The following is a 24,622-nucleotide window of genomic DNA, read 5'->3' as shown; positions in this document are numbered from 1 at the left end:
TACCAATGAGCGAACTTAATAATATTGCTGAAACTAACTACAAGCTTGGTCAAGAAAGCTTGAAAACAGCTACTAAATCAACAGATGTTTTGCCTTTTGTTGTAGTGCCACACGGTAGTGAAGTACACCCATTTAAAGAGTTATTGGCTCGTCCTATTAATTTAGAGCAAAGCGTTTCTTTGAATACTGCTAAAGACTTTATTGCATATGTTTCACGCTATGCAGATAAAAACTCTTTAGTTTTCGTTGATATTCTCAAAGGCAAATTTAAAGCTGTACTCGATTATCACGAAGTCGAAAAAGAAACTAATACAGGCGCAGTACTTGCACCACGTCACGGCAAACATGCAGCACATTTTGTAGCTGAAAAAACACCTGAATTCCAGAAAATTGAAAAAAATTCTGGTGAAAAATTCACTCAAACGAACTTTGCTTTGTTCCTTGAAGATGTAATGCCTTACATCAATCAACCAGATGCAGCAGTTTTGTATGAAATCGTACAAACACTCAATGCAAAAACTAACGTTGATTTTAAATCTGGTATTCGCACCGATAACGGTCAAGTTCAATTGACTTATAACGAAACAATTGAAGCACGTGCCGGCACTGCGGGTAATTTAACAATCCCTGAACAAATCGTTTTCGGCATCCAAGTACATCGTGGTGGCAATCACTATGCCCTTCCTGCACGTTTCCGCTATCGCATTAAAGAAGGCGTGATTACGTTCTGGTACGACTTAGACCAACTTGAAAAAGCAATCGAGAAATCAATGGAAGACACCGTTGAATATGTTCGTCACGGTAAAACTGTTGAGAGCAAAGAAGAACAAGGCCAATTAAGCGGCATTCCTTCTTATGTGCAGATTTTGGAAGGTTCAGTTTAATTTTTTCAAACTTTTAGACATAAGAAAGCCCCGAAATTTTGGAGAAGGACGGGGCTATCTAAACAAGCATTACTTTTCACTGTTGTTCAACAGCTAAAGCTAACGGGGTCATTATGGAACAAAACATTATGGTTAGTCAAATTTCTAATAATCATCGTAATCTGATTAAAGGATTAGTGCGAAAACAAAAAGTTAAGCGCATTAAGAATGTTTTGCGTATGAAACGCGACCAATTAATTGCTGCATTAAAAGATGCATATAAAAACAGCCCTGCTTTAGGTTTTGGAACTTACTTTATTGGCGGGATTGTTGTTTTAGTCGTAACGATGAGTTTTGCACTTGCATCTGCACGGGTTGCTTACATGAATTTGGAGCCTCAGCAGATAAATATATTTTCACCAATTTATACCGTTGATGATTTGGATTTAGGTCCTTACAACGACTGTCATGTTGATTGTCACGCATCAATCTTAACCAGTGATGTACGTTTTCGCATTGAAGTTAATTTTGATTTCTCAGGCTACGACAACAGCAATGGTTTTAACCGTGCTACAGGCATTCAAATTGAACGCTTAGAGCCAATCAATGTTGTTGATGAAGAAGGTGTTGTAAATGCCTATATCGACCGCTTTGAGATCGTAAAGATCAATGAAGCACTTGAAGAATCAATTGAAACTAAATTAGCAAAGTTAGGTGGCTGATATGAATACACATGTTGATCGTGAAAAATTCCTAGCAAACCGTAAGAAAGGTATTGGCGGTTCAGATGTTGCAGCCATTCTAGGCTTTAGCCCTTACAAGTCACCATACCAATTATGGCTTGATAAAACTGGTCGTAGTGAGAAGTCAGAGCAAAATGAATCTGCTCACTTTGGTAATTTGCTTGAAGATGTAGTTGCTAAAGAGTTTTCACATCGATCAGGTATGAAGGTACAGCGCGTAAAACAGCAATTATTTCTTGAAGCACACCCTTGGGCAATTGGCAACATTGACCGTGCTGTTATCAATCCAGAAATATCGGGAAATGTACGCTTTAAAGATGGTGCTTTAACTACTGACCAGTTACTTGAATGTAAAACTGCCAGTGAATACATGAGCAAATTGTTCGGTGAACAAGACACTGACCAAATACCAGACTATTACTTAACACAATGTCTTTGGTACCTCTTGATTACAGGCTGTCAAACCATCCACTTAGCTGTATTGATTGGCGGCAATAAGTTCCGTATGTATCGCATTGAGCGAGACGAAGACCTTATCAAATCTATCTTCAACCAAGTAAAAGCATTCTGGTTTAACCACGTGCTTGCAGATGTACCACCCGACCCGACTTGCTTTGATGATGTATTGCATCGTTGGTCTAAACATGTGGTGGGCAAACAGGTTGAAGCTAATTTAAATCAAATCAAGCTTGCGGAAGAACTCATTACAGTTCAGCAGACTAAAAAAGATGCTGAAGCACGTGAAGAAGCAATCAAGCTAGAAATTGCCACAGCTATGCAAGATGCGGAAATGATGATTAGCCGTGGCTCAACCATTTGTACCTACAAAGCACAATCTTCAACACGTATTGATACCAAAGTGTTGAAGGAAAAAGAACCTGAATTATTCGAGAAATACAGCAATACAAGTAGTACCCGTGTATTTCGTATTTCAAACAAGTTTAAAGAATCTCTAATTTAAGGAAATTTATCATGAATGCATTAGTTCAAAACACTGGCTTTTTAACTCCGACAACTTTAGCTGAAGCAATGCAGGTTGCGGATATATTGGCAAGCTCTGAAATTGTGCCGAAGGACTACCAGAAAAAACCAGGCAACATTTTAGTTGCAATGCAATGGGGCGCTGAAATTGGTTTGCAGCCACTCCAAGCAATGCAAAACATTGCGGTGATTAATGGTCGCCCTTCTCTTTGGGGTGATGCTGTGCTTGCTCTTGTGCGTAGTTCAGGTTTGCTCGAGCAGTTTGAAGAAACTCAAACAGAAGATATGGCAACTTGTACCGTTAAACGTAAAGGCCAAAAGGCTGTAACCAAAACGTTTAGTAAAGAAGATGCTAAGCGTGCAGGACTATTAAGTAAACAAGGCCCTTGGTCGCAATACCCTAAACGTATGATGCAAATGCGTGCACGTGGATGGGCATTACGTGATGAGTTCACAGATATTCTAAAAGGCTTTGGCGTTGCAGAAGAAGAACGCGATAAGGAAATTGATGTAACACCTGAACCATCAAATCTTCCAAAGCATCAAGGTACCACAGGCTTAAAAGCTCAGTTAGCGGAACGTGAAGAAAAGCAAGCTAAGGTGATTGATTTAGCTGTTTCATTCGATGTTGAAAAATGCATTGAAGATATTGGAAAGGTTGAAAACCTAACTGATTTAAAAACACTTGGCTCAACCATTCCTTCTGATCTTGGCGAACCGGCACAGACTGATATTAAAAACGCGTACGCAAATCAGAAATTCTATCTTCAGCTTGTAGATGATTTGGAAATTGCAAACTCAATTGAAGCAATCAACTCAATTATGGAAAAGCAATTTGAACCAAACACATCATTCTTAACAGATGCACAGATTGATTCTGTCAGCAGCTTATTCGAACGCAAAACGGCTGAATTAACAGCGTAAGCCACTACCACTTTTTAAATAATTTTTATACGAGCGCCCTTATTTTTAAGGGTGCTTAGGGAAATTCACCCATGAACCCGACTTTTGAACAAAAACAAGCCATTGATATGGCAATTAATGGTGATTCTTGCAAGGTAACTGCTTATGCAGGTGCAGGGAAAACATCAACACTTAAATTAATTGGTAATGCTAAGAGCTATCAATCTGGTATGTACTTGGCATTCAACAAGGCAATTGCTACAGAAGCACAAAGCAAGTTTAACCGGAACGTACGTTGTAAAACTTTCCATAGTCTTGCATTCAATTCGGTACCACGTTGGTTTACCAACAAACTTAAAAACCGTCGTTTGATGTCGAATCAAATTGCATCACGCCATGACCTTGAGTCGTATCAAGTACCTGTATCTTTAACCAAACAACGCGGTGAAGATGACCAAAAACGTTTATTCAATAATAAGCGCATGGCAACTTCTTTAATTAATGCCATTGGTTATTTTTGTCGATCAAATTATTCAGAAATCCAGTTGGCACAAGTCTATGCTGCGCTACCAGATTGGATGGAAGAAGCATATCGAGCGGAACTTGCCAAAATTCTTTTACCTAAGGCAAATGATTATTGGCAAGACATTCTTGACCCATTCGGTGTAAACCGTTTAGAGCATGACCACTATTTAAAATATTGGGCACTCAGCAAGCCAGTCATCAACACAGATTTTATTTTGTTTGATGAAGCACAAGATGCTGACCCTATCATGCTGAACGTTCTAAATAATCAATCTGCTCAGGTCATTTATGTCGGTGATAGACACCAACAGATTTATGCATTTCGTGGTGCTGTAAATGCAATGCAGTCATTAGAAATTCCTGAAACACGCCTAAGCCAATCATTCCGTTTCGGTAAAGATATTGCAGATTTAGCAAACACAATTTTATTCAATGTCCTTGATGAAGATGTGCCATTAAAAGGCTTTGAGCAAATTGAATCACAGGTTTGCGAAGTTCATGACAGCATAGCCGATGCAATTATTTTCCGTACTAATGCCGCTGCCCTATCTCACATGGTTGAGCTTATCCAATTAGGCCGCGAACCACGTCTTGAAGTTGATACAGGCTCTTTAATTAAAAATATTGAAGATGCAAAAAAAGTGAAAGCAGGTGTTCGCGTAAATGATGGAAGTGCTTTTGAAGGTTTTAGCACTTGGGAAGAAGTACTTGAATACAGTCATGAAGTTTCAAACAGTGATATTAAACCATTGGTGAGCCTAATTGAGAAAGTAGGCGAAAACGCACTTATTGAAGCTTTATTAAAAAGCAGTTCTAACGACTACGACTGTGTTGTTACTACCGCTCATAAATCAAAGGGTCTTGAATTTAACAAGGTCAAATTAGGTGGTGACTTCTTTTATAAAGAAGCCGTTTCCGATGGTGAAAAGCCATTAACTCCAGATGAAGCACGTTTGCTGTACGTAGCAGCAACCCGTGCAAAAAAACAACTGGACATTACCGCCCTAAACCCTCTCTTCAAAAATATTAAATCAGGAGTAGCAGCATGACAGACTCAGATATTGAAAGAAGTAATTTTGAAATTTATGAACTAAGCAAAAGACCTTGCGCTAAACGCGAAAGCATATTTGAAAGATTCAACTCAAATGGGCTTGGCGAGTCGGAACAACACTATGTTGGGAAATATGTTGATAGTTACATGCAAGAGAAATGGGAGTTATGGGAAAAAGCCAAATCACAAACAGTACCAAATGAAATCATCAATGAAATTCAAGGTTGGGTAGCGGTCCATTCAACACAGGCAATGGAATTAAACGGTGAAGAGTTTGTAGTGGGCGCAAATGAATTGGCTGAGTTTATCGACCAATTAGTTAAAGGTGAATTGGGTGAACAACCATGAACAAAATGACACATGAGCAATTTTTGTTGATGAAACTTGCAGAAGAAGCAACCGAAATTGCTCAAATTGCGTTAAAGACTGCTCAATTCGGGATGACAGAAAAACATCCAGATTTGCCGCTAAATAATTTAGAAAGAATCCATTTAGAACTGAATGACCTCCATGCTGTTGTCGATGAATTGAATACTTGGTGTCAATTTGGATTTAAGCCTAACCATTCCGCAAGAATCAATAAGATTGAGAAATTGAATAAATATCTTAGTTATTCAATACAGCTTGGGAAAGTTGAAAACGTTCCAGAAATTTTCGGTGAAATAGGAGCTGAACAGCCATGAAACCATTTTATTTAGTTTGGAGTGAGGGCCGCGGCAATCCAACTTATAAGCATGAAAGTTATGCAGGTGCGGAACGTGAAGCGCACCGATTGGCAAAACTTAATCCTGGTGAAGAATTTCACGTTTTGGTATCAAGCTGCACTCTTCAAGTCCCTGACCCAGTAATTAAAACCGAGCATTTGGAAGATATGCCTTTCTAAACGCTCTAAAGAACATTCTTAGCAATGTTCTACAGGTGTAATCGCATTGCTGACCCTCTGTGATTACTCCTGAGAACATTGCGCCAAATACAAGGAACATAAAATGGGAAAATATATTGTTGTAGTAGAATCCGATAAGCCGCCACAAATTTATGTACATGATGATGTGCCTAATGTTGGTAAAGTATTGGAGATCAAAGCGGAAGAAATACCGAACCGTGTACCGGCTGCTTGGTTGATGGAGCGGTATAATTTATCAAGAAAAACTATTATTGATGAATTAAGAGCGTTTAATCTTGGCAGTGATGGGAAGCACCTTTATAGTCCTGCTACTGTCATGCCAATTTTGGATAATCTTAGTAAGGCCAAAGCACAACGGCAAGCTAGACGTAAAAATTAAAAAGGGGCATAAAGCCCCTTTATTTATTTTATTCCCTTAAAAATTTGTTTTCTTACATGTTCCTCAGCTGCTTTTTTCTTTAAATCTGAAAAACTTTCAAACTTAGTGTTCTCTTTTACGAAAGTGTCAATTTCTTCGTCTGGCATTGCTGCAAAATCTTCTTGCGATTCTATTTTAAACCCCGCTTTTTCAAAAAGCTCACCTATACTTTGAAATTCAGTATTAGATTGAATGAACCCCTCATTAAAAAGAACTTCTAAAGACACAGTTTGTTGACCATCTAAATTTTTTAAGTTATCTGCTAATTTTTCCAAACTTTTAAAACCATTTTTCATAAAGTTGCCTCTTCTGATAAAATTATCTAGCATTACAATTAAATGTTTTATTCAAAAAGTGATATAAAATAAATATTTTATTACAATAAAACCGCACTGCCCCCACTGCGCCACCACTCATTTTTAAACAATTGATTTAATTAAATTATTATAACCTTGCCAAGGTTGGGGTCGCGAGTTCGAGTCTCGTTTCCCGCTCCAAAATTTAAAAACCACTTAATTCGAAAGAATTAGGTGGTTTTTTATTGGCTACAGGTTAGCTTTGGTTATTCAAATTAGCGACTCTGTCCAACCATCATATTTTCCTTATGACTTCAGATGATACTTGGTCATAGTGATCAGCAACTCTCCGAGCACTATCTTATTTTTAGGTATTTCACATACTGCAGGCCATCCAACTAATGGTAACAATAGAAAAAACCTACAAAACTTTATTCGTAAGCCCTATTACTCAAGTTTTTTAAGAAATACCAATCAGTAGTTTTAAAGTCAGAAAAAATTAACGAATTCTGTAACAAACATCTAACTTGCCTTTAATTTGGCTATAACATGACCATGAATCATCTTTATAATTTTTAATCACTTTTTGTGTTTTACCATCCCGATAATAATAAACTGCATCCATCACATGATCACCATCTTTACCCATGAATATTGGACGTTCATCACTATCTGGATCCATAGTAGATTCTTCAATTAAAAATTTTTGCTTGCCAATTTTTAAAGCTGTATACAATCCTCCAGTACCACCACCAGAAGAAACAACACAAGGTTTAGTAATGTTCTTCCCGTCTACGACAAAGCATTGACCTTTTCTATCTGGGTTTTCATGAGCAAAAGTTTGAACCGAGATAAACGCAGTTAAGATCATTAAAATTTTATTCACTAAATTAATCCCTATTTTTAAATTACCTTAAATATCTAAACTTTTAAGTTCGTTTAATCTTTCTCTAGTTTTATCAGCTTCACAACTTAAAATAATTAAATGTGAGCCTGCCCCCATAGACTGAGCACCATAATATCCCATCAAACCAGAACATTGCTTTGTACGATAATCAAGCCAAGCCTTTTGGGAATTTTCCAAACTAGCTTTCCCTTCACCCTCCAAGTTTGAAGCTAATTTATTGTAAATTTTATTCATTTTAGCTTTATCAGTTTTTAACTGTTTTTCAAAGCATTCGATATCAGAATAAACATTACCAGTCTTACATTCCGCATGAGCAACCCCACAAAATAGCACTAACAAAGCAAACATTAATTTCTTCATTTATATAATACCTTTCACATTTTTAACTATTTGAATCATTAGATTTTAATTATGGCATGAAACAACTTTTATTCTTACCAGAGGTTTTAATTATTTAGTTAAATTAGCCATTTCAATTACTGCAGTATGGTTAATGGATCGCTATAACTTGTCTCGCAAATCGATTATTGATGAGCTTCCTCCATTTAACAAATGGTCCGAATGGTAAACATCTTTACAATCCGAATGAAGTCATGCCTATACTTGAGAATTTAAATATTCAAAGGCAGCTACGGCAGTCGAGACGGAAGAATTAAAAAGGCGCTTTATGCGCCTTTATTTTTCAAATAATTTAGAATGATTTTTTGAATATCAGTAGTAACTTTAATTTTTAATAATTTGAATTCTGTATAGCCATTTTTAGATATTAAAATTGGCTGTAATTTCGCAACCATTTTATGAAAATCAATTATCAGAAACTCAGGGTTTAAAATTTCATATAGAAATAAAGCTTTTTCCTGTACTTCATTAGGTAAAGCACTTAAATTTCCTTTATTTAACCTTAATTCTTCAATGATCCGTTCATAGTGATTAAGATCCAAACAAAAAGATTCAATCGCAAGGTTTAACTTATTACTAATTAAGGAATATTGGCTCAATATAATATCTTTTTGGGTAGTGGGATCACATAAGTAAGTTCGTAACTCATTGTAGGCAATATCCATTTCAGTAAAACAATGATGCAAAGATAGCTTTAATGATTCTAAATTGTGAAGTCGGTGCTGTTCACGCCAATCATTGAATAGTAAGAAAGCAACTAGAGCAGCAACTAAAGTTGCAAAGGCAGATAGATAATCACCCTCTAAGCCAAGAGTTTTTTTAAAAAATAATGATAGGAATAAACATAATGAAAAAATTACAACCAACAAGTACGAATAAATCAAAAAGTTTTTCATATATTAAATTGCTGAGTAATTTTTGATAAAATAGTATCGCAAAGATATAAAAAATTGTAAAAAAGTATTCGACAACACTTCTGCACCATTAAAATCTAAGCTATCGTTATTTAATATTTATTATAACCTCCACAAAATTAGAATGACGGGCTCAAATCTCACTTCCCCTCTCTAAAATTAAAAAACCACCTAGCTTAAAAAATTAGATGGTTTTCTTATCTGCTAGTTAGCTATTTATCGCTAACACCCTCATATATTCTTAGCTAAATCTTTTGCTAAACATTGTTCATGCCAAGCCGTTTGGAAATTTTCGACAGCTTTTGACTTGATGAGAGGGTCTTCAAATAATTTTGAAGAATATGCAGATTTAATAAGCTCTTGATAAATTTGTTTGGCTTGTTCCTCTTCAAGATGATTCGCTATGTCATGTAGCTCTTTAGCTGGCACCTCATGTTGTCTAGCATCCATCACACCACTTGCTGCTTTTTTAACAGTTTCACAGTAATGAAGCTGCATTGCTTCTGACGCGGCATAACATGGAATAGAAATTGCGCTGATAAAGAGGAATATAAATCTCATAATCTCACCTTAATTTGACGCGCAAGGTTATCAACTAATCTGCCCAAATTTAAGTTAAAAAAGGTTATTTTTGTTTTCTCTTATTTTATTTGACCTTTTGCACTTGAGTGTCAGAAGCTTTAAGCACTTCTCCATCTGCTGCGACAGGCGCCATAAATGGAATTTGCTGACCTGTGTTTTTATCAATTAACAGAGAATGGTGCTCACCACTTTCAAATAAGTTATGCTCGCCCCATTGTCGTAGAGCTACAACTACTGGAAACAAACTCTCCCCTTTAGCGGTCAACACATATTCTTGATAAGCCGTACCATCCGAAGCATCTTGCATTTCAAGAACGCCTGCATCAACTAACTTTTTCAGTCGATCAGAAAGTATATTTCGCGCAACTCCCAGACTCCGCTGGAAATCTCCAAAACGGCGCATTCCATCAAAAGCATCACGCACAATAAGAAGTGACCAACGGTCTCCAATCAGATTAACGCAGCGCGTAACGGGACAAGGTTCGTCTTTTAAAGATGTAGCATTCGCCATCAGGTTTCCTTAAAAATAATCAGGAATAAAATATCTAGTTGCATTTTAAAACTAGTCAATCTAACATTCAACTAGTTTCATTTTAAAACTAGATTAAATGGATTTAGGGTTATGAAAGCTTCTCTTGCATCTTCGACTTCACCTACAGCAGACAATAGACCGCTTTCGAGCATGCCTCGTGGCGTCATATTGCTGTTTGCTATTGCAAGTGGTGCAAGCGTAGCAAATGTCTATTATGCACAGCCTTTGCTCGACATATTGGCTAGAGACTTTAGCATTAGTCATGCCGCCATCGGTGGTGTAGTGACAGCCACGCAAATTGGTTGTGCACTGGCCCTCGTGTTTCTGGTGCCGTTGGGCGATCTTGTAAATCGGCGTCGATTAATGACTATACAGTTACTGGCTTTAGTATCTGCATTGCTAATTATTGCATTTGCTCATTCTGTTGTTGTTCTTTTGGTAGGAATGCTTGCGGTCGGTTTACTCGGGACAGCCATGACCCAAGGGCTTATTGCTTATGCAGCGAGTGCTGCGGCTCCACATGAGCAAGGACATGTAGTTGGCACTGCCCAAAGTGGTGTGTTCATTGGCTTACTGCTTGCCCGAGTATTTTCAGGGGGAATCAGTGATGTAGCGGGTTGGCGTGGCGTGTATTTTTGTGCAGCCATCATCATGCTCATGATTGCTTTACCACTCTGGAGAAGACTTCCTCATTTAAAAGTTCAGCCCAATACAATGCGCTACCCTCAGCTTCTAGCCTCTATGGTAAAACTGCTTCGCCAAGAAAAAGTATTACAAGTGCGCGGTGTCTTAGCTTTACTCATGTTCGCGGCATTCAATATTTTTTGGAGCGCACTGGTATTACCCTTGAGTAAACCACCTTATAGTTTTTCACATACGATTATTGGATCTTTTGGTCTTGTTGGAGTCGTTGGTGCTCTAGCCGCTGCACGTGCTGGACACTGGACTGACCGCGGATATGCTCAGCGCACAAGCTTGGCAGCACTGTTAATATTATTAATCGCATGGGTCCCACTTTCACTTATGGCGTACTCACTTTGGGCACTGCTGATTGGCATAGTATTGCTAGACTTGGGTGGACAAGCTTTACATGTAACCAATCAGAGTATGATTTTTCGTACTCGTCCAGAAGCGCATAGCCGGCTTGTTGGCCTATACATGCTATTTTATGCAATTGGTAGTGGACTGGGTGGTATCAGTACAACCGCTACTTACGCCTATGCTGGATGGCTTGGCGTGTGTGCTCTAGGTGCAGGTGTGAGTCTGTTGGCGCTATTATTTTGGTGGATGACACATAAAGTCTCTTAAATAGTAATAACATCTACTCTCAAATTAAAAACCACATCATCCAAAAGAATCATGTAGTCTTTAATGAGCAGTTAATTTAATGAGACGTCTGTGCTGCTTTAGGTTTAAAGACCATTAAAAAGACAACGATAAAAGCTAATAAAACAAAAGATGCACTAAATCTGCTTAAATCTAATCCGCCATGCGCGATAGGTTTATCAAGAAAATCTCCTAATACTGCACCTAGAGGTCTGGTAAGAACAAAGGCCAACCAAAATAATAAGGTTCTTGAAATTTTGGTATAGAAATAGCAGATTGCCAATACCAATAATAAAGTGCCAAAAATTAAAGCAGCGCTCGTATACCCTAACCCTTGAGTATCTGCTGTCCAATCTCCTAAAGCTGTCCCTAATGTTTGAGAAAACATGATTGTTAACCAATAGAAGGCTTCACTTTTTGCAGATTGGATACTTTTTACCGAAATTGTGCCGCAGCTTAAATACCAAACAAACAGAGATAGGCCTAATAAAATAAGTAATATTAAACTGCCTCCCGCATAGCCCACTCCTAAAGTTCGGTCAACAAAATCAGCAATCGTCGTTCCTAGCGTCGTAGTGGCAATGATCGTTGCCCAGTAGAAAAATGAATTATATTTTTTAGCTTTAATTTGCAATCCTACAAAAACTGCAAATATCACTGCAAAAATTGCAGTACTGATTACATATCCCAAATTTAGGGACATGGATAAAGCATCTCCAGCAGTTTCGCCTAGCGTTGTGGCTGCAATTTTAATTATCCAGAATAATAAGGTGACTTCTGGAACTTTACTCAAGGCTTTAGATAAATTCTCATGACTAATCATTGTATGTTCTCCCAACATACACATTCATTAGCACCTATCTAAAGGTCTATGCCTTAAGATTAAATTAAGGTTAAAAAGAAATTACAAATACTTTTTTCAAAGAGGTTTACACGACGCATCTTGCCCCCAAACACAGACGAAAAATATAACAATATATGAATGAGTAAAATATAATAAGATGAAATCTTCTCTAACAATCTAAATGTTGATATGCAACGTTAGTCCATTACTATCAAAAATACATGGAAGTCCCTAAAGGAACAAAATTGGGTATTAATAATAAATTGATTTGCACAGTTGTGTTGGTACTCTTTACGGGATGTCAGCGACAAGAAGCGAACGAAAATACAAGTGCTGTAAAACTCCCTGTTTATCAGTTTAATGGTGTTTCAGCTTCAGCACGCTTAAAAGGAATATTGCAGCTAAAACAAGAGTGTCTTTATGTGAACGATATACTTATTATTTTTCCGGAACACACCGCTCAGTGGGATTCTGAAAAAGAAACTTTGAGTTATAAAGGTCAGAATATCGCCCTAGGCAATGAATTAGATATTGTTGGAGGGGGCGGTGATTTTGAGCAAGACAATTTACGCATTAAACATTTAAGCCCAATGTGTGATCATCAGAATATTTGGTTTGCTGGATAATCTACAGCGAAGGGTTCGAGTTCAATTTTCGCCCTCCTCAACCGCTAAGTCTTAAACTGGATGAGTCAACTGATGATCAGATTTATATATTTTCCTGACAGGCAACCAGAAATAAATATAAATGAATAGCATAATCCAACCCAACAATACGTCTCCAATTAAATGTGGAGACTCATGTGCCATCACCAATCCCATAACAAACATTGCACCGAAATGAGCAATATTTGCAATCATGGTAAATTCAAAAAACATATAGTTTTTTAGAGGCTCATTGGCGGCTTTTAATAGAAACCAGCCCCATACAATATAGATGGCTGAGATCATCAACTCGTAATGCTCACCTCCACCATGCAACTCTCCCCAGCGAATTAATCGAACAAGAAATTTACCCCATTCGAACTGAAGTAAAATTGCAGGAATATTTAAAAGGATAAAAAGCACTGCACCTGCAAAAAATAGAAGAAAGCTAATTCCCATCAATTTTGCGACTAGACTAAATCTCGATATTTTTATCTGATAAGCGGTCGACATAACTTATAACCTCATTGATATAAAACGTTAATTTATAATTTTAAGACGCACGTAATCGACGAGTTTTGAAAATCCCCAATCCTTTATCTTTTTCGTTTTCAATAATGACATTGCTCGGTTCACCGATTACTCTAGAATCAATCATCACGTTACCCATAATCAGAACTCCGACACCAGATTGCGACCAAGTTCGATATAGCTGAATCAGCTCTTTATTTGGTCGCCCATCTGTATGTGCCAGCCCTTCACTTAAAGCCGATTTAATAAGAGTGTAAAACCACCTTTTAAAACAAATGGTGATGCCAGTTTTAATTCGGTTTCCATTTTAGACCTCCAGCTTTATTCTTTTTAAGCAGTAAGCTTTTGAATATAGTTACGAATAGGCATTGCGATTAAATCAGGATGGCTTGCAATTCCCCAGTGGCCCAATGGAATATCTGTACGTGTAAAAGATGAATTCACCCATCGATCTTGTTTGTCTACAATATGCTGAGGCACAAAACGATCTTTAGTCATTGATACAACATGTATCGGCACCGATGTATAACGTTTCTGTGCATTCAATAATGGCTTGAATAAATTTAGGCGATAAAAGCCCAAGCCATGTATTCCATTTTTCAGTTGGTTGGAATGAGCTGTAACTTTCTTACCTTCGAGTTGTGAAACGACTTGGGGCCAAACTTTTGCCAAACCCAAATACCAACTTAATTCAGGGATAAGGGGAACATTAAAAAACAGCATGTAACTCGAGGAAATCATTTGTTTGACAGCAGCGAACATTTTCATCGGATCTTTACTGTTTAGATTTTCTTTAAACCATATGCCCACATGGTCAATACTAGGCGCTAAAGCTGTATAACTTTTGATATAAGGTTTTAACTTGTCATCTAAAATAGCTTCCCACCCTTGTAATGCCCCTAAATCATGGCCAACTAGGTGTACAGGACGATCGGGGCTTGTTTGTTCAATAACAGCTTTTAAATCAGAAATGAGATAGTCCATCTGATATCCCGCTTCAGATAACGGAGCCCCAGATAAACCCGTACCTCGTACATCGTAAGTCACAATATGGAAATCTGATTTAAGCAATGAAGCCAGCTCATCCCAAATCTGTGCTTCGTCAGGATAGCCATGAATAAACACCAGTGTTTCATTATGATCCGCCGCTGTCCCCCATTCATATATTGATAAAGTGACATCAGCAGACTGAATATACCTTTGTTGTTTTTCAATATTTGTATTCATATTAACTCACCAATCCTTTTTGTATTTCTTCATAAAGTTTGACCGCTGGTGATCGATTTATATAATCCAATGCAAGCTCGGTTGAACCTTCATAGTAAGGATGATACGCAGGTTTAAAGAAGTTTTTAGCAATCGTGATAAACCACACAGGACTTGGTACTAACTCTTGAGAGCTTGCTTTAAACCATTCTTGCCAAAAACCTAGACGAGCTAAGCTTTGTTGAGATTTAGGTAAACTACGATCTACCGCTGCCAGCTCTTGTGTGCCTTTAATCATTAAATAAGTAAAAATTGGTGCAGTTAAACTCATGATCGCAGCACGTAATGCATAGTTTCCGCCTAAGTGCTCAAATAAATCGAAAGCAACCGTTCGATGTTCAACTTCTTCTGCACAGTGCCAAGTAAATAGATCACTTACTGCTGGGTCACAACCTTTTTCCTCCCAGTGAGCTTTCGTCAAAGTATATTGGCCTAATGCGCAAGTGTAATGTTCAGCAGCAGCGACAATACCAACACGGAACAATAACCAAGACTTTTGCATACGCTTTGGTAGAGCTTTGCCAAACGGCTTATCTGCAAGCATATAATCAAATAATTCCATTACACGTTCGTACTGTTTTTCAATATCAATCCCATAACGCTGTATATATTTTTCGATAGATTCTTTGTGCGCTTGCGCATGAATTGCCTCTTGGCGAATAAAAGTTTCTACATCTTTCTTTAATTTTTCATCGGTTATGAATGGTAGTGCCTTATTAAAAATGCGGCAGAAAAAGTACTCTCCTCGCACAAGTGTAAAACTGAAATGGTTTATAGCATGACTTCCTATTGGAGATTGTGGCATCCAATGTAGTGGTGACTCATTCCAATCAAAAGCGACGCGACGTGGAAATAAAGGCCATAAAGTTTTAGAAGCCATATCTTTGAATGCGTTTGGGTACATGTTCTTTTTCTCTTCCTCAAGATAACCACACATTAAGTTCCAAAAAGGAACTTGTTAATATCTTTAAAGGACAATTCCTGTGTCAGAACGGTCAAAAGCTTAAATTAATCTTTAAAATAATAGCTAACAGAAAATTTTAGGAGTGAGAAAGATTAAAAAAGCCCCCATATGGGAGCTTTTCAAAGTAGTTTAGAGTCTGTTATTTACAGCTTAAAACTTAACTTGGATGAATTTCTGCCGTTAATCTTTGCAAATCATGACCCGAAGGCGCTTGGTAAACACGTAAACCAAATTCAGGAAGAATCGCAATTAAGTGATCAAAAATATCGGACTGAATTGCTTCATAGGAAACCCATGCAGTTGTATTGCTAAATGCATAAATTTCTAACGGCAACCCTTGGCTAGTCGGCTGTAATTGACGAACCATAATCGTTTGATTTTGAGCAATCCCCTTATGTTGGCGCAAGTAAAATTCAACATAGGCTCTAAATGTACCGATATTGGTTAAACGGCGTTTGTTATAACGAGATTGATTGCTTAAATGTTTATTGAATTCTTCAATTTCAGAATTCTTTGCATCAAGATATTGGTCTAATAATAAAAATTCTTTGAGCTTTTGTTGCTCTTCATCAGTCATAAAATGAACACTACTTTGATCTAGAAAGAGTGAACGCTTCATTCGACGGCAACCTGAATTGCTCATGCCTCGCCAGTTTTTAAATGTATCTGTAACAAGCTTATTGGTTGGAATGGTGGTGTAGGTTTTATCAAAATTTTGAACAGTCACTGTATGTAGTGAAATATCGATCACATCACCATCTGCATTCAGTGATGGCATCTCAATCCAGTCGCCAATACGGACCATGTCATAAGATGCAATTTGTACACTGGCAACTAAAGACAAAATCGTGTTTTGGAAAACCAGCATTAATACTGCTGCCATCGCACCAAAACCTGCAAGTAAAGTGAACACATCTTTTTTAAGGAATGTTCCCAAAATCATAAGGCCACACACAACAAATAAAATGAGTTTAACAAGTTGTAGGTAACCTTTAATCGGCTTATTTCTAGATTTTGGATTACGCTGATAGATGAGATTGAAGATATTTAACACTTCGCTGACTGTGAGTGCGAGTGTAAGAAAAATAAATGCTTGCGCCCCCATCTCCACAAAAGTAATAACCTTCTGCGTTAGATGAGGAACTGTTGCAATACCGTTCATAATCACAACGGCAGGAACAATATTTGCAAATTTCTTTATGACGCTATGCTGAGCAAAAATAGATTGATTGGGTGATTTGAGCTTTGTGATTAAATGACGCACGCCCCGAACAATAATTCGTTTAGCAATAAAGTTTGCAAAAGCTGCAAATAAAATCAAAATAATGAGTGAAACCAACATCTCTAGCCATGGATAATGGCTTAACTCAACCCGAATATCTCGAAAAAAATTTAAAAAATCCAAACATCTACCCCTTAAAAATTTAATTCTAGAATTTTAAGGGCTAAAGCATTTGATAATAAGACTTGTTTACATATGTAGTCATAAATACAACAACTAAGTTATATACCTTCCCTTAATTTAATTATGAATCTTCTAGTTTTGGCTCTTAACGATGAGGTCTTATCTGCATTACTGAAGATCTAAAGGTAATCATTGCTAAAAAAATCAGGATAAATACAAAGTCGGTAGCATAATAAAAATTAAATATAACCCTAAAAATTTAAATAATATTTCGATATTAGGAGAAGTGATGTTGTGAGTCATTAGAGGTTATTTAAAAAATACGATAATCCCTGAGGTGCGCGCCCATTTAGCCGACTACTCGTCGTCACTCTAACCAGATTACTCCAAGTAATATTGCAAGACAGACTTTTAATCTTTTCGATGAGGGAAATATCTTCATGGCAAGAGATTGGCTCAAAACCACCTACCAGCAAGTAAACCTCTGTACTAAAACTTAGATTTGCCCCATGAATATGCGCGTGATCCATCTGATCTTTATAATGTGCCAAGTATTTCTGCCGTTTGGTTATAGATAGATGACTCAAGTCATCTAAGGTCACCGTACCGCAAATTGCATCTGTTGGTTGATGCTGTATTTGATAGCGCAGCCAATCAGGACTAACCACAGTATCTGCATCCGTACATGCAATCCATGTCACGCCGCGCCCAATTAAATGACGAATACCTAAATCTCGTGCTTTTCCAACACATGCATAGTCGCATTCAATCCAATTGATTTGATGGCTTTGGACAATCAATCGCGATTGATCTGTACAGTTATCAAGTACAACAATAACCTCTACGTCATGACCGTTAATATTATCTATGGCAACCTGAATCGATTGCAGGCAGGCTGATAGATATTGCTCTTCGTTATGTGCTGGAATGACGATACCTATTTTCATCTTAGTTTTTCCTGCTGTGCTAAAGAGGAAGTGTTCGCCGTCCAAAGATCAATCATAAAATCTGGATCGTTCAAGCTTAAATAATGATGAAATGGAAAATGTTGCTGAAAACTTTGATGGACTTGCTCGGCATTTAACTCAAAATCTTGAATTTCATGACGCCAATGGCAACATAGAATTTCACCGTCGTCATTTAAACTATGTTTTAACTTTTCAATAAAATGATGCAATTCATCCGACGACAAGTAATAGGCCATCTCACTTATCAAAATCAGATCAAATTTTTGAATTGAATAGTCCTCTGGTATTTTTCTATTCTCAACAACAACATGCTCAAACTCTTGTAAACGCTCGGAAGCTAATTGAACAGCGCACTCAGAGACGTCTATACACAGCAATTGCTCAGCTCTTTGAGCTAAATGAATACTTAAATGCCCATTTGAACAGCCCACCTCTAACACTTTTGGGTAGCGAGGTCTTGTGAGCAGCGCAAGACAAATTTGTCTTTTACGCGCCTCATACCAATGAGAGTCATAGCCCCATGGATCACTGTTATGACGATATAAATCTTCAAAGTACATGCGAGAATGAATCACTCAAATAGACCTCATAAGGCATTAAAAGACGATTAATTGTAGAGGGAGATAAAACTGCCATATTCCCCGTGGTTTCATCTGCTTCAATTTGGCTTTTAAACTGCAAAATTGCTTGATGTTTTTGAGTTAACTGTTCTTCTGTCAAGTGGTACGCTTTAGCTCGCTGCCAATCAATTCGTGGGTCTAAAGGCTCAGCCCAATGCCAAGCCCAAATTAATACGTGTAAACACAATATCTGCTTAGCGTCTGCATAAGCTTGCACGGTTTTACCTACTGCTTCATGGTCTGAGTGACCATCAAGTGCATAACTACAAATCAGAATATCGTCAGCTTGAACACTCTTTTCTAAACTCTGCCATAGTTGATGGGTTTGAAAAGGAATCTGTCCATCCTGTAAATCGAGTGCAATGCGCTCAGCAGACTCTGCCACGCCCAAACAATTTAAGGCAGCCAAGCTTTCTTGCGGACGAAGAATATTGAGCTGATCTGGGGAATATTTTGTAGAGTTAGGATGACTTTGAGTACCGTTACTCACAGCTAAAATTAGGATCTTACAATCCAGTGCGATGAGTTGCTGCATTAATCCGCCACAACCGAGCACTTCATCATCAGGATGTGGAGCGACAATGATGACCCTTTTAGAGCGAAATAATTCAAGATCTAAAGGTGCTAAAGGTTGTTCTTTAAATGCCTTTAACCATTGCTCTTTGGACGTACCCTCACCAAAAATAACGCGGTCTTCTACCAAAGGATGTTTTAAAGTTCCCATAAGCTTTGCTCCGATAAACAGAGTTCTGCAATTTGTTCATAGTCAAAAGCGGCATGACTTTGTCGGATGAACACAGGCAAGTCAGCCATGAGCTGAGCGAAAGTCGCATCTTCACAAAAAGGCCGAGCACCTAAGGCTTTCCCCACTCTCTCAACTACACTCAAACAACATTGTTCTGTTTGGGCACGTAATATTCTTATTTCTCGCTCATGACTCAACAATGGTTTATGGTCAATCAATTCAGCAACGTATTGAAAATACTGCTTCGTGATCGCTAATTGCTGAGCTAACTCTCCTAAGTACAATTTCTTAAAAGGGTTAGGATGTGCCTGACAACTTTCTTGCAAAAAGCTGGCTAAACGCACAGCGGCACCGTACCAACAAGCCGCAACTCCAGCCGCACCATGCCAAAAACCTGAGCGTTCTAAATAACTGTTTGGCTGACCTATCAGCTTAACAGGCGTATTTTCAAAAGTGACTCTAGCTGTTTGTGTGGCGTGCATTCCGACTGCATGCCAGTGACTTAAATCGGTAGTAATTGATGAGTGATTTAAATTAACAATGCAAAGCTGTGCTTGGCCTTGCTGATCTTTATAGCTCATTAAGGCTTTTTGAATAAACTCCGCACCGGAGCACCAAGGTTTGATGCCATTACAAAGATTATCTTTTATTTGCAATGGAGCTGGTCCACCGTCTGCTGCCCAGACTGCCCAAATCTGGTCATCTATTTCTTCTTGATAACCCAATTCATTTAAAATACTTAAGGCATCACAATGAGACTCAAATAGTTTAGCCAAACTTAAATCGACCCCAGCAATCTGAGCAAAAAGTTGCCAACGTTGATAGGTTTGGCCCGAAGCTGGATAAGGTAAATTTTTGGCTAAATTTACCAATTGAGAGAGCAAATCTATACGAAGCTTATTTTTATCTTCAGCTAAGGTAGATTCAAATTCACTCAACATACTCAATATCGTCATATTTATAGATATTTTAATATTCATTGCAAAAAATTATTTATAAGACTTGAGTTAAACATATCTAAAGACTTCTGTTTAAATAAACACATTAATTGTAATAAAAAGATAATTATTATTAGATTTATATCTAATTATTTCATTGTTACTCAAATACATTCATTAAGTGAGTTTATAAACCGATCCTGTAAGGTTTATTAAAAATTCAACATTTAGCTCATTATTTAAAGTAATTTAGTTTCTACCGTTTTTCTATTTTCAAAGAAGAGGTCTAAAATGAGTACTTTAAATATTAATGATATTCAAAAACACGCAGATGTTATTGCTTCTTGCGGTACTAAAGTAGGAACAGTTGACCATCTCGACGGTGAAAACCAATTAAAGCTGACTCGAGACGAAAGTGGTCAACATCATCTCATTCCTACTGCGTGGATTGGGGAAGTCAAAGAAAACCAAGTCATACTCAATAAAAATTCAGAAGAAGTTAAAGATCAATGGCAAGCGATCTAGGCTTTTAAGCACGGCGAGTTACTTACCGTAATCTTTATAATAAAAAGTTTTAGCTTATAAAAATGAATAGGCTTAAAGAATTTAAAGCCTAGATTATAAAAATGAAGGCTCCTTTTAATAAGGGGCCTTTTTTATTGATCAAATCTCTCACCTAGACCTTTTTTATCTCTATAAGCCTTTTGTAAGATGTTTTTGTCCCTTAAGCACATGGTGATCTATTTTACTTAATGCTAAAAATTGTGCATTCGCATTAAATGAATAATTATGAATAGGGTGACGTATATGCTCACAGGGAATCATCAGCTTAAAGCTCGAAAAGTATATTTCGATTTTACGGAGTCATCTGTATGTTGGATGCCGAATGATCCGCTATGCTCACATGTAGCCAATGGGATTAATATGCTTTTGCCCGCTGGTGAATTTTGGTTTTGCCGAGTGTTTAATAAAACCCTTCCCCACATTACCAATGAAAAATTAAAACAAGAAGTGATTGGCTTTGTTCGCCAAGAAGCGGCGCATGCACGTGCCCATGAAAAAGCCCAAGATTTTCTACGTGAAAATGGCTATGACATTCAAGACCCACTCAACCGTGCGCATTTTGTTTTTAATATTTTATTAGGCGATAAACCCTTTGGTCTGCCGCTTGTAAAAGGTAAAAAACTTGAAGAATATTGGTTACTTTTCCGAGTAGGTGTGATTGCTGCAATTGAACACTTTACGGGAACTATTGGTCAGTGGACGCTTGATAGTAAGTCTTGGGATAACGCCGACCCTGCAATGGCAGATTTATTCCGTTGGCACCTTGCCGAAGAAGTTGAACACCGCTGTGTTGCCTATGATTTATTTGAACATCTATTAACAAACAAGTTGGGTTTTTATGTGTCGCGCCAAGTCATTATGGCGGCTATTTTCCCACTGTTTATTTACTTCCTTGCTGACTTTGCCCGTAGTCTGGGCAAGCAAGATTTAGAACACGAAAACATTCAAAAATTGATGCGTCGTGGCTTCTTTAATTTCATTCGTGAATTTGAAAAAACTGCGACTCGCTCAGATAACCTACCGACCATTAAATATTTATGGAAAGCGACTTTAAGATGGGTTTCTCCAAAATTTAACCCAATCCATGAAGGTGACACCGAACAAGCTTTGGCTTATATGGCTCGTTCACCTGCGGTTCAATATTTTGAACAAATGGCCCATTCTGCAAAACCTGCGACATTAAGCTAAGCACTTATTTTATTTCAAATGAAAAGCCTCCTTAATTGGAGGCTTTTTGCTATTTAAGTTCTAGTAAATTAGGCAAAGTTTAAAAAGAAATAATCTAACAGACGTGTGCTTTCATCTACCCCATTTTTGTCTAAAAGCTGAACCATTGCCCCATCAATCATAAATAAAAACATGTAAGCATCTTGGATTGAGGCCGTAGATTTTAAGGTTAAAAGCAATTTATAAATCTCGTTAACAAACCAGTTTCTATAATCGATCACGACTTTATAGGCGACTGGATAGAGCTTTTCAATTTCAAAAATTGCTTTAAAGGGTAAATGATAAAAGCCATTTAAGTCGACATGTAGAAAATAAATCTCCCTAAGCTTATCAAGCACCATTTGCTCACGGTAAGAATTAGAAATTGAAAATACCTTATCTTTTAGCGCGTCTTTTTGAAAAGTCAGACACATCTCGATGAGTCGTGCTTTTGAGTGAAAGTCATTATAAAAAGTAGCTTTGGCAACTTTGGCCTCAATAATAATTTGGTCGACACCCACCTTATGAAAGCCATATTGATTAAATAAGTCTTTTGCTGTGTGAAGCACTCTGAGTGCTCTAAATGAAGATTCTAAATTTGGCATAGATATACCGCTTAAAATAATTTTTTGTTGTATATAAAAGAGATAGAAATGCCGTCACTCTTAAAATGAGTGCTAAAAACAGGCATGGAGAAGCCACACAAAAACGGTGTGCTCGCCTATCTCGGGTTTATTGTTGCTATGATTTTTTAGTCGTAACGATTCTTAAGGCGTAGAAAACCTAAAGTCGGTTAAACCGTTTTAAAGACCAGTTGGGCGGTATGGCTAGAGAGAGTTTGGCAAAGGCCAATAAAGAAGAAATAGTACGCATGTGCGGACTCCTTGTGTGTAAAGGAGTTCTACCAGATCACTGTCAAATGATTATGGTGGTAGAACGAGAGAAGGTTGACAGACTGACACACAAGAATCAGCACGCACAAGGCGTCCCTCCCTCGCCCTACCGCTACGAAGGGGGACGAACGAGTTCGCCACCAAAAAGAGAACTTTTTGATGTCTTGTGTGTTATATCGATCTGTCAAAATCGACTGGCGATGTAGGCCAGCACGCAAAGCATAATCGGAGGGGTTTTAGGTGTCAATGTGATATTGGCTAGAAAATAATTAAATAAATATTATTTTTCATTGAATTAAACTCACTAATCTATTGAATAGAATATATTATATTTGCTTAACTCACATTAACTCATAAACATGAATACTATCTCAGCTACTCTTTTATATGAACACCCGATCGAAGGATGTATAAAAGATACAAATGGTAATTTAAAACCATTCCCTATACTTGCAATTGATAATGTTCCATTAAATATATGGGTGCATCAAAATACCCACATTATTGATAGCTCAGAAAGTTTAGTTCCAGCCCAAGGTTGGTTATATGATTATGATAGTGAATTGGCATTAAGTAATGCATGGAAACTTCTTAAACCAGAAGCTTATGAAAATGAAACTATTTCAACAGTAGTTCCAATTTTAATTTGCCCTGATGATTTAGATTTAGTGTGTAGCGTAATTATGGTTGAACAAGTTGTTTCAGCAGATGAAGTGATATGGGCTCGTTTTGGTTACGCATTTAAAAATATTCACGATGTTGTGACATCCGTAGTCTGGGAAACCTCTCCTTCCGCTCCTCGCTTAAGTTTTCCGTTGAGCGAGTTTGAAAAAGCATATAATGATTTAAAAGAATTAGACAAAAAATGGAATGAAAATTTTATCTAGTTTTCTTATGTACAAAAGAAAAGAGTTACAGATAAATGAAAGATTTAGGTAAAAAAGGATTTTTCTTTTCAATAGAAAAGTTAGATGAGTTTTTATATTAGGCTGTTTCTTAGAGTGTGTTTTCTGGTTCAACTGGTAAATTTTATGCCTTGATACACCGATAAAATGAATAATTAAATCCATCTTATCGGCCTGCTAGAAGAGGTTTTAAAACCTTATTTTATTTTTTAATATAGTTTGGAAACTCTTTTAAAACCGTACTACATAATTGGCCTTTCATATCTCCTCTCTTGCGTGCTTCAAATTGGTCCATACCTAATCTCATAACTTCTTTACCGTATTTATCACCTAGCTCATGTTTAGTACATTTTTCAGATTCATGAATTAATTCTTGTGAAGTATAGTGATAATTACAATCAAGTTGAGCGCGGCTTAAAAAACCATGTAGTTGTACTGTTCTCTCGCAAGTTGTTCGCTGTATATAAGTTTTGGGCTCTTGTTCAGCATAAACTGATGTTCCTACCAATAAAGTAAAAACTGTTACTAAAAAATTGCGCATTATTTCCCCGACAAAGTTATTAAAAGTATTAGTGATAATGTTGCGGGCGTATTAAATAATAATTACTTATAAGTGTCTATTAATAATAAGAAAATTAGATAAATCCTCTTATCTTTTGAATACTTAATCACCTTAAAAAAATTGTGTGATTAAGTTTTATCAAATAAATGATATTAGGTTTTTTTAATATAATCCAAGCTATTCAAGAAAAGAGTTCTAGTAACATTTAATTCATTTCTTATCT

The 24,622-nt window shown here is 37.2% G+C and carries 31 protein-coding genes and 1 pseudogene; 15 read left to right on the top strand and 17 right to left on the bottom strand.

All coding sequences use genetic code 11. From position 1 onward, the window contains the following. Positions 1-5: 5 nt before the first annotated feature. The 9 genes from BMW38_RS11375 to BMW38_RS11335 all read left to right on the top strand — a co-directional run bounded on the left by BMW38_RS11375 (position 6) and on the right by BMW38_RS11335 (position 6,349). Positions 6-884: a DUF2303 family protein gene (locus tag BMW38_RS11375; protein ID WP_092708043.1), complete on the top strand. Its 879-nt coding sequence runs from the start codon at positions 6-8 to the stop codon at positions 882-884. Positions 885-997: 113 nt separating this feature from the next. Further along, the gene (locus BMW38_RS11370) at positions 998-1,585 is read left to right on the top strand and encodes a hypothetical protein (RefSeq protein ID WP_244524345.1); all 588 of its coding nucleotides are present in this window, start codon (positions 998-1,000) and stop codon (positions 1,583-1,585) included. 1 nt (position 1,586) lies between these two features. Beyond that, the gene (locus tag BMW38_RS11365) at positions 1,587-2,567 is read left to right on the top strand and encodes a YqaJ viral recombinase family nuclease (RefSeq protein ID WP_092708040.1); all 981 of its coding nucleotides are present in this window, start codon (positions 1,587-1,589) and stop codon (positions 2,565-2,567) included. Positions 2,568-2,578: 11 nt separating this feature from the next. Next, complete coding sequence (locus tag BMW38_RS11360; RefSeq protein ID WP_092708036.1) at positions 2,579-3,511, top strand: transcriptional regulator; 933 nt, start codon at positions 2,579-2,581, stop codon at positions 3,509-3,511. A 71-nt stretch (positions 3,512-3,582) separates the two neighbouring features. Continuing rightward, positions 3,583-5,064: a UvrD-helicase domain-containing protein gene (locus BMW38_RS11355; RefSeq protein ID WP_092708033.1), complete on the top strand. Its 1,482-nt coding sequence runs from the start codon at positions 3,583-3,585 to the stop codon at positions 5,062-5,064. Continuing rightward, positions 5,061-5,414, top strand: coding sequence for a hypothetical protein (locus BMW38_RS11350; RefSeq protein ID WP_092708030.1), 354 nt, complete (start codon positions 5,061-5,063; stop codon positions 5,412-5,414). The genes BMW38_RS11355 and BMW38_RS11350 overlap by 4 nt, the downstream gene beginning before the upstream one ends. Continuing rightward, positions 5,411-5,749 (top strand): hypothetical protein, encoded by a 339-nt coding sequence (locus BMW38_RS11345; RefSeq protein WP_092708027.1) that lies wholly within the window; start codon positions 5,411-5,413, stop codon positions 5,747-5,749. Before BMW38_RS11350 ends, BMW38_RS11345 begins: the two co-directional genes overlap by 4 nt. Beyond that, on the top strand, positions 5,746-5,949 hold the full coding sequence (locus BMW38_RS11340) for a hypothetical protein (protein WP_092708024.1): 204 nt from the start codon (positions 5,746-5,748) through the stop codon (positions 5,947-5,949). Before BMW38_RS11345 ends, BMW38_RS11340 begins: the two co-directional genes overlap by 4 nt. 103 nt (positions 5,950-6,052) lie before the next feature. Continuing rightward, positions 6,053-6,349: a hypothetical protein gene (locus BMW38_RS11335; protein WP_092708021.1), complete on the top strand. Its 297-nt coding sequence runs from the start codon at positions 6,053-6,055 to the stop codon at positions 6,347-6,349. A 23-nt stretch (positions 6,350-6,372) separates the two neighbouring features. Here the strand turns inward: BMW38_RS11335 and BMW38_RS11330 are convergent, their stop codons facing one another. The 6 genes from BMW38_RS11330 to BMW38_RS11300 form a co-directional block, all read right to left on the bottom strand. Further along, positions 6,373-6,684 carry a hypothetical protein gene (locus BMW38_RS11330; RefSeq protein WP_092708018.1) on the bottom strand — a complete coding sequence of 104 codons (312 nt, stop codon included), beginning with the start codon at positions 6,682-6,684 and terminating at the stop codon, positions 6,373-6,375. A 499-nt stretch (positions 6,685-7,183) separates the two neighbouring features. After that, a complete protein-coding gene (locus tag BMW38_RS11325) occupies positions 7,184-7,570 on the bottom strand; it encodes a hypothetical protein (protein ID WP_092708015.1) in 387 nt (128 codons plus the stop codon). A gap of 27 nt (positions 7,571-7,597) precedes the next feature. Next, a complete protein-coding gene (locus tag BMW38_RS11320; RefSeq protein WP_092708012.1) occupies positions 7,598-7,951 on the bottom strand; it encodes a lysozyme inhibitor LprI family protein in 354 nt (117 codons plus the stop codon). Between the two features lie 305 nt (positions 7,952-8,256). Then, positions 8,257-8,886, bottom strand: coding sequence for a hypothetical protein (locus tag BMW38_RS11310; protein ID WP_092708009.1), 630 nt, complete (start codon positions 8,884-8,886; stop codon positions 8,257-8,259). Between the two features lie 249 nt (positions 8,887-9,135). Next, positions 9,136-9,465, bottom strand: a complete 330-nt coding sequence (locus BMW38_RS11305) for a hypothetical protein (protein WP_170834063.1) — start codon at positions 9,463-9,465, stop codon at positions 9,136-9,138. Positions 9,466-9,550: 85 nt separating this feature from the next. Then, on the bottom strand, positions 9,551-9,997 hold the full coding sequence (locus BMW38_RS11300) for a winged helix-turn-helix transcriptional regulator (protein WP_092708006.1): 447 nt from the start codon (positions 9,995-9,997) through the stop codon (positions 9,551-9,553). Positions 9,998-10,108: 111 nt separating this feature from the next. Here BMW38_RS11300 and BMW38_RS11295 point away from each other — a divergent pair, with 111 nt between their 5' ends. Continuing rightward, complete coding sequence (locus BMW38_RS11295) at positions 10,109-11,326, top strand: MFS transporter (protein ID WP_092708003.1); 1,218 nt, start codon at positions 10,109-10,111, stop codon at positions 11,324-11,326. A 76-nt stretch (positions 11,327-11,402) separates the two neighbouring features. On the opposite strand, the gene BMW38_RS11290 is transcribed toward BMW38_RS11295, so the two are convergent. After that, the gene (locus tag BMW38_RS11290) at positions 11,403-12,167 is read right to left on the bottom strand and encodes a COG4705 family protein (RefSeq protein ID WP_092708167.1); all 765 of its coding nucleotides are present in this window, start codon (positions 12,165-12,167) and stop codon (positions 11,403-11,405) included. Between the two features lie 242 nt (positions 12,168-12,409). Here BMW38_RS11290 and BMW38_RS11285 point away from each other — a divergent pair, with 242 nt between their 5' ends. Beyond that, positions 12,410-12,814: a hypothetical protein gene (locus BMW38_RS11285; protein WP_092708000.1), complete on the top strand. Its 405-nt coding sequence runs from the start codon at positions 12,410-12,412 to the stop codon at positions 12,812-12,814. Between the two features lie 51 nt (positions 12,815-12,865). Here BMW38_RS11285 and BMW38_RS11280 read toward each other — a convergent pair whose 3' ends face one another. The 4 genes from BMW38_RS11280 to BMW38_RS11260 all read right to left on the bottom strand — a co-directional run bounded on the left by BMW38_RS11280 (position 12,866) and on the right by BMW38_RS11260 (position 16,998). Then, positions 12,866-13,345 carry a DUF6632 domain-containing protein gene (locus tag BMW38_RS11280; protein WP_092707997.1) on the bottom strand — a complete coding sequence of 160 codons (480 nt, stop codon included), beginning with the start codon at positions 13,343-13,345 and terminating at the stop codon, positions 12,866-12,868. Positions 13,346-13,693: 348 nt separating this feature from the next. Beyond that, positions 13,694-14,590, bottom strand: a complete 897-nt coding sequence (locus BMW38_RS11270) for an alpha/beta fold hydrolase (protein ID WP_092707994.1) — start codon at positions 14,588-14,590, stop codon at positions 13,694-13,696. A 1-nt stretch (position 14,591) separates the two neighbouring features. Beyond that, positions 14,592-15,533, bottom strand: a complete 942-nt coding sequence (locus BMW38_RS11265) for a metal-dependent hydrolase (RefSeq protein ID WP_092707991.1) — start codon at positions 15,531-15,533, stop codon at positions 14,592-14,594. 217 nt (positions 15,534-15,750) lie between these two features. Then, positions 15,751-16,998 (bottom strand): mechanosensitive ion channel family protein, encoded by a 1,248-nt coding sequence (locus BMW38_RS11260; protein WP_092707988.1) that lies wholly within the window; start codon positions 16,996-16,998, stop codon positions 15,751-15,753. Between the two features lie 167 nt (positions 16,999-17,165). Between BMW38_RS11260 and BMW38_RS19755 the strand changes: the two are divergent. Next, positions 17,166-17,296, top strand: a pseudogene (locus BMW38_RS19755) (hypothetical protein); the annotation flags it as partial. A 4-nt stretch (positions 17,297-17,300) separates the two neighbouring features. Here the strand turns inward: BMW38_RS19755 and BMW38_RS11250 are convergent. From BMW38_RS11250 to BMW38_RS11235, 4 genes are read right to left on the bottom strand one after another with little or no spacing between them, the layout of a single operon-like run. Beyond that, positions 17,301-17,945: a glycosyltransferase gene (locus BMW38_RS11250; protein ID WP_213031147.1), complete on the bottom strand. Its 645-nt coding sequence runs from the start codon at positions 17,943-17,945 to the stop codon at positions 17,301-17,303. Beyond that, positions 17,942-18,541: a class I SAM-dependent methyltransferase gene (locus tag BMW38_RS11245; protein WP_092707982.1), complete on the bottom strand. Its 600-nt coding sequence runs from the start codon at positions 18,539-18,541 to the stop codon at positions 17,942-17,944. The genes BMW38_RS11250 and BMW38_RS11245 overlap by 4 nt, the downstream gene beginning before the upstream one ends. Then, complete coding sequence (locus BMW38_RS11240) at positions 18,516-19,310, bottom strand: PIG-L deacetylase family protein (RefSeq protein WP_092707979.1); 795 nt, start codon at positions 19,308-19,310, stop codon at positions 18,516-18,518. Before BMW38_RS11240 ends, BMW38_RS11245 begins: the two co-directional genes overlap by 26 nt. Further along, entirely contained in the window at positions 19,298-20,311 is a 1,014-nt protein-coding gene (locus tag BMW38_RS11235) for an acyl-CoA dehydrogenase (protein WP_092707976.1), read from the bottom strand. Before BMW38_RS11235 ends, BMW38_RS11240 begins: the two co-directional genes overlap by 13 nt. 249 nt (positions 20,312-20,560) lie before the next feature. Here BMW38_RS11235 and BMW38_RS11230 point away from each other — a divergent pair, with 249 nt between their 5' ends. Both BMW38_RS11230 and BMW38_RS11220 read left to right on the top strand, forming a co-directional pair. Continuing rightward, positions 20,561-20,794: a DUF2171 domain-containing protein gene (locus tag BMW38_RS11230; RefSeq protein ID WP_092707973.1), complete on the top strand. Its 234-nt coding sequence runs from the start codon at positions 20,561-20,563 to the stop codon at positions 20,792-20,794. A gap of 282 nt (positions 20,795-21,076) precedes the next feature. Continuing rightward, positions 21,077-22,021, top strand: coding sequence for a metal-dependent hydrolase (locus tag BMW38_RS11220; RefSeq protein WP_092707967.1), 945 nt, complete (start codon positions 21,077-21,079; stop codon positions 22,019-22,021). Between the two features lie 68 nt (positions 22,022-22,089). Here BMW38_RS11220 and BMW38_RS11215 read toward each other — a convergent pair whose 3' ends face one another. Continuing rightward, entirely contained in the window at positions 22,090-22,644 is a 555-nt protein-coding gene (locus BMW38_RS11215) for a TetR/AcrR family transcriptional regulator (RefSeq protein ID WP_092707963.1), read from the bottom strand. A gap of 647 nt (positions 22,645-23,291) precedes the next feature. Between BMW38_RS11215 and BMW38_RS11205 the strand changes: the two genes are divergently transcribed. After that, positions 23,292-23,819 carry a hypothetical protein gene (locus BMW38_RS11205; protein WP_092707960.1) on the top strand — a complete coding sequence of 176 codons (528 nt, stop codon included), beginning with the start codon at positions 23,292-23,294 and terminating at the stop codon, positions 23,817-23,819. Positions 23,820-24,039: 220 nt separating this feature from the next. Here the strand turns inward: BMW38_RS11205 and BMW38_RS11200 are convergent, their stop codons facing one another. Beyond that, entirely contained in the window at positions 24,040-24,378 is a 339-nt protein-coding gene (locus tag BMW38_RS11200) for a hypothetical protein (RefSeq protein ID WP_092707957.1), read from the bottom strand. Positions 24,379-24,622: the final 244 nt, after the last annotated feature.

It is taken from the genome of Acinetobacter sp. yr461, from assembly GCF_900110445.1.
GTDB classification, from domain to species: Bacteria; Pseudomonadota; Gammaproteobacteria; order Pseudomonadales; family Moraxellaceae; genus Acinetobacter; species Acinetobacter calcoaceticus.
The sequence above is the reverse complement of the archived record's forward strand: the minus strand, read 5'-3'. Positions and strand labels throughout refer to the sequence as shown.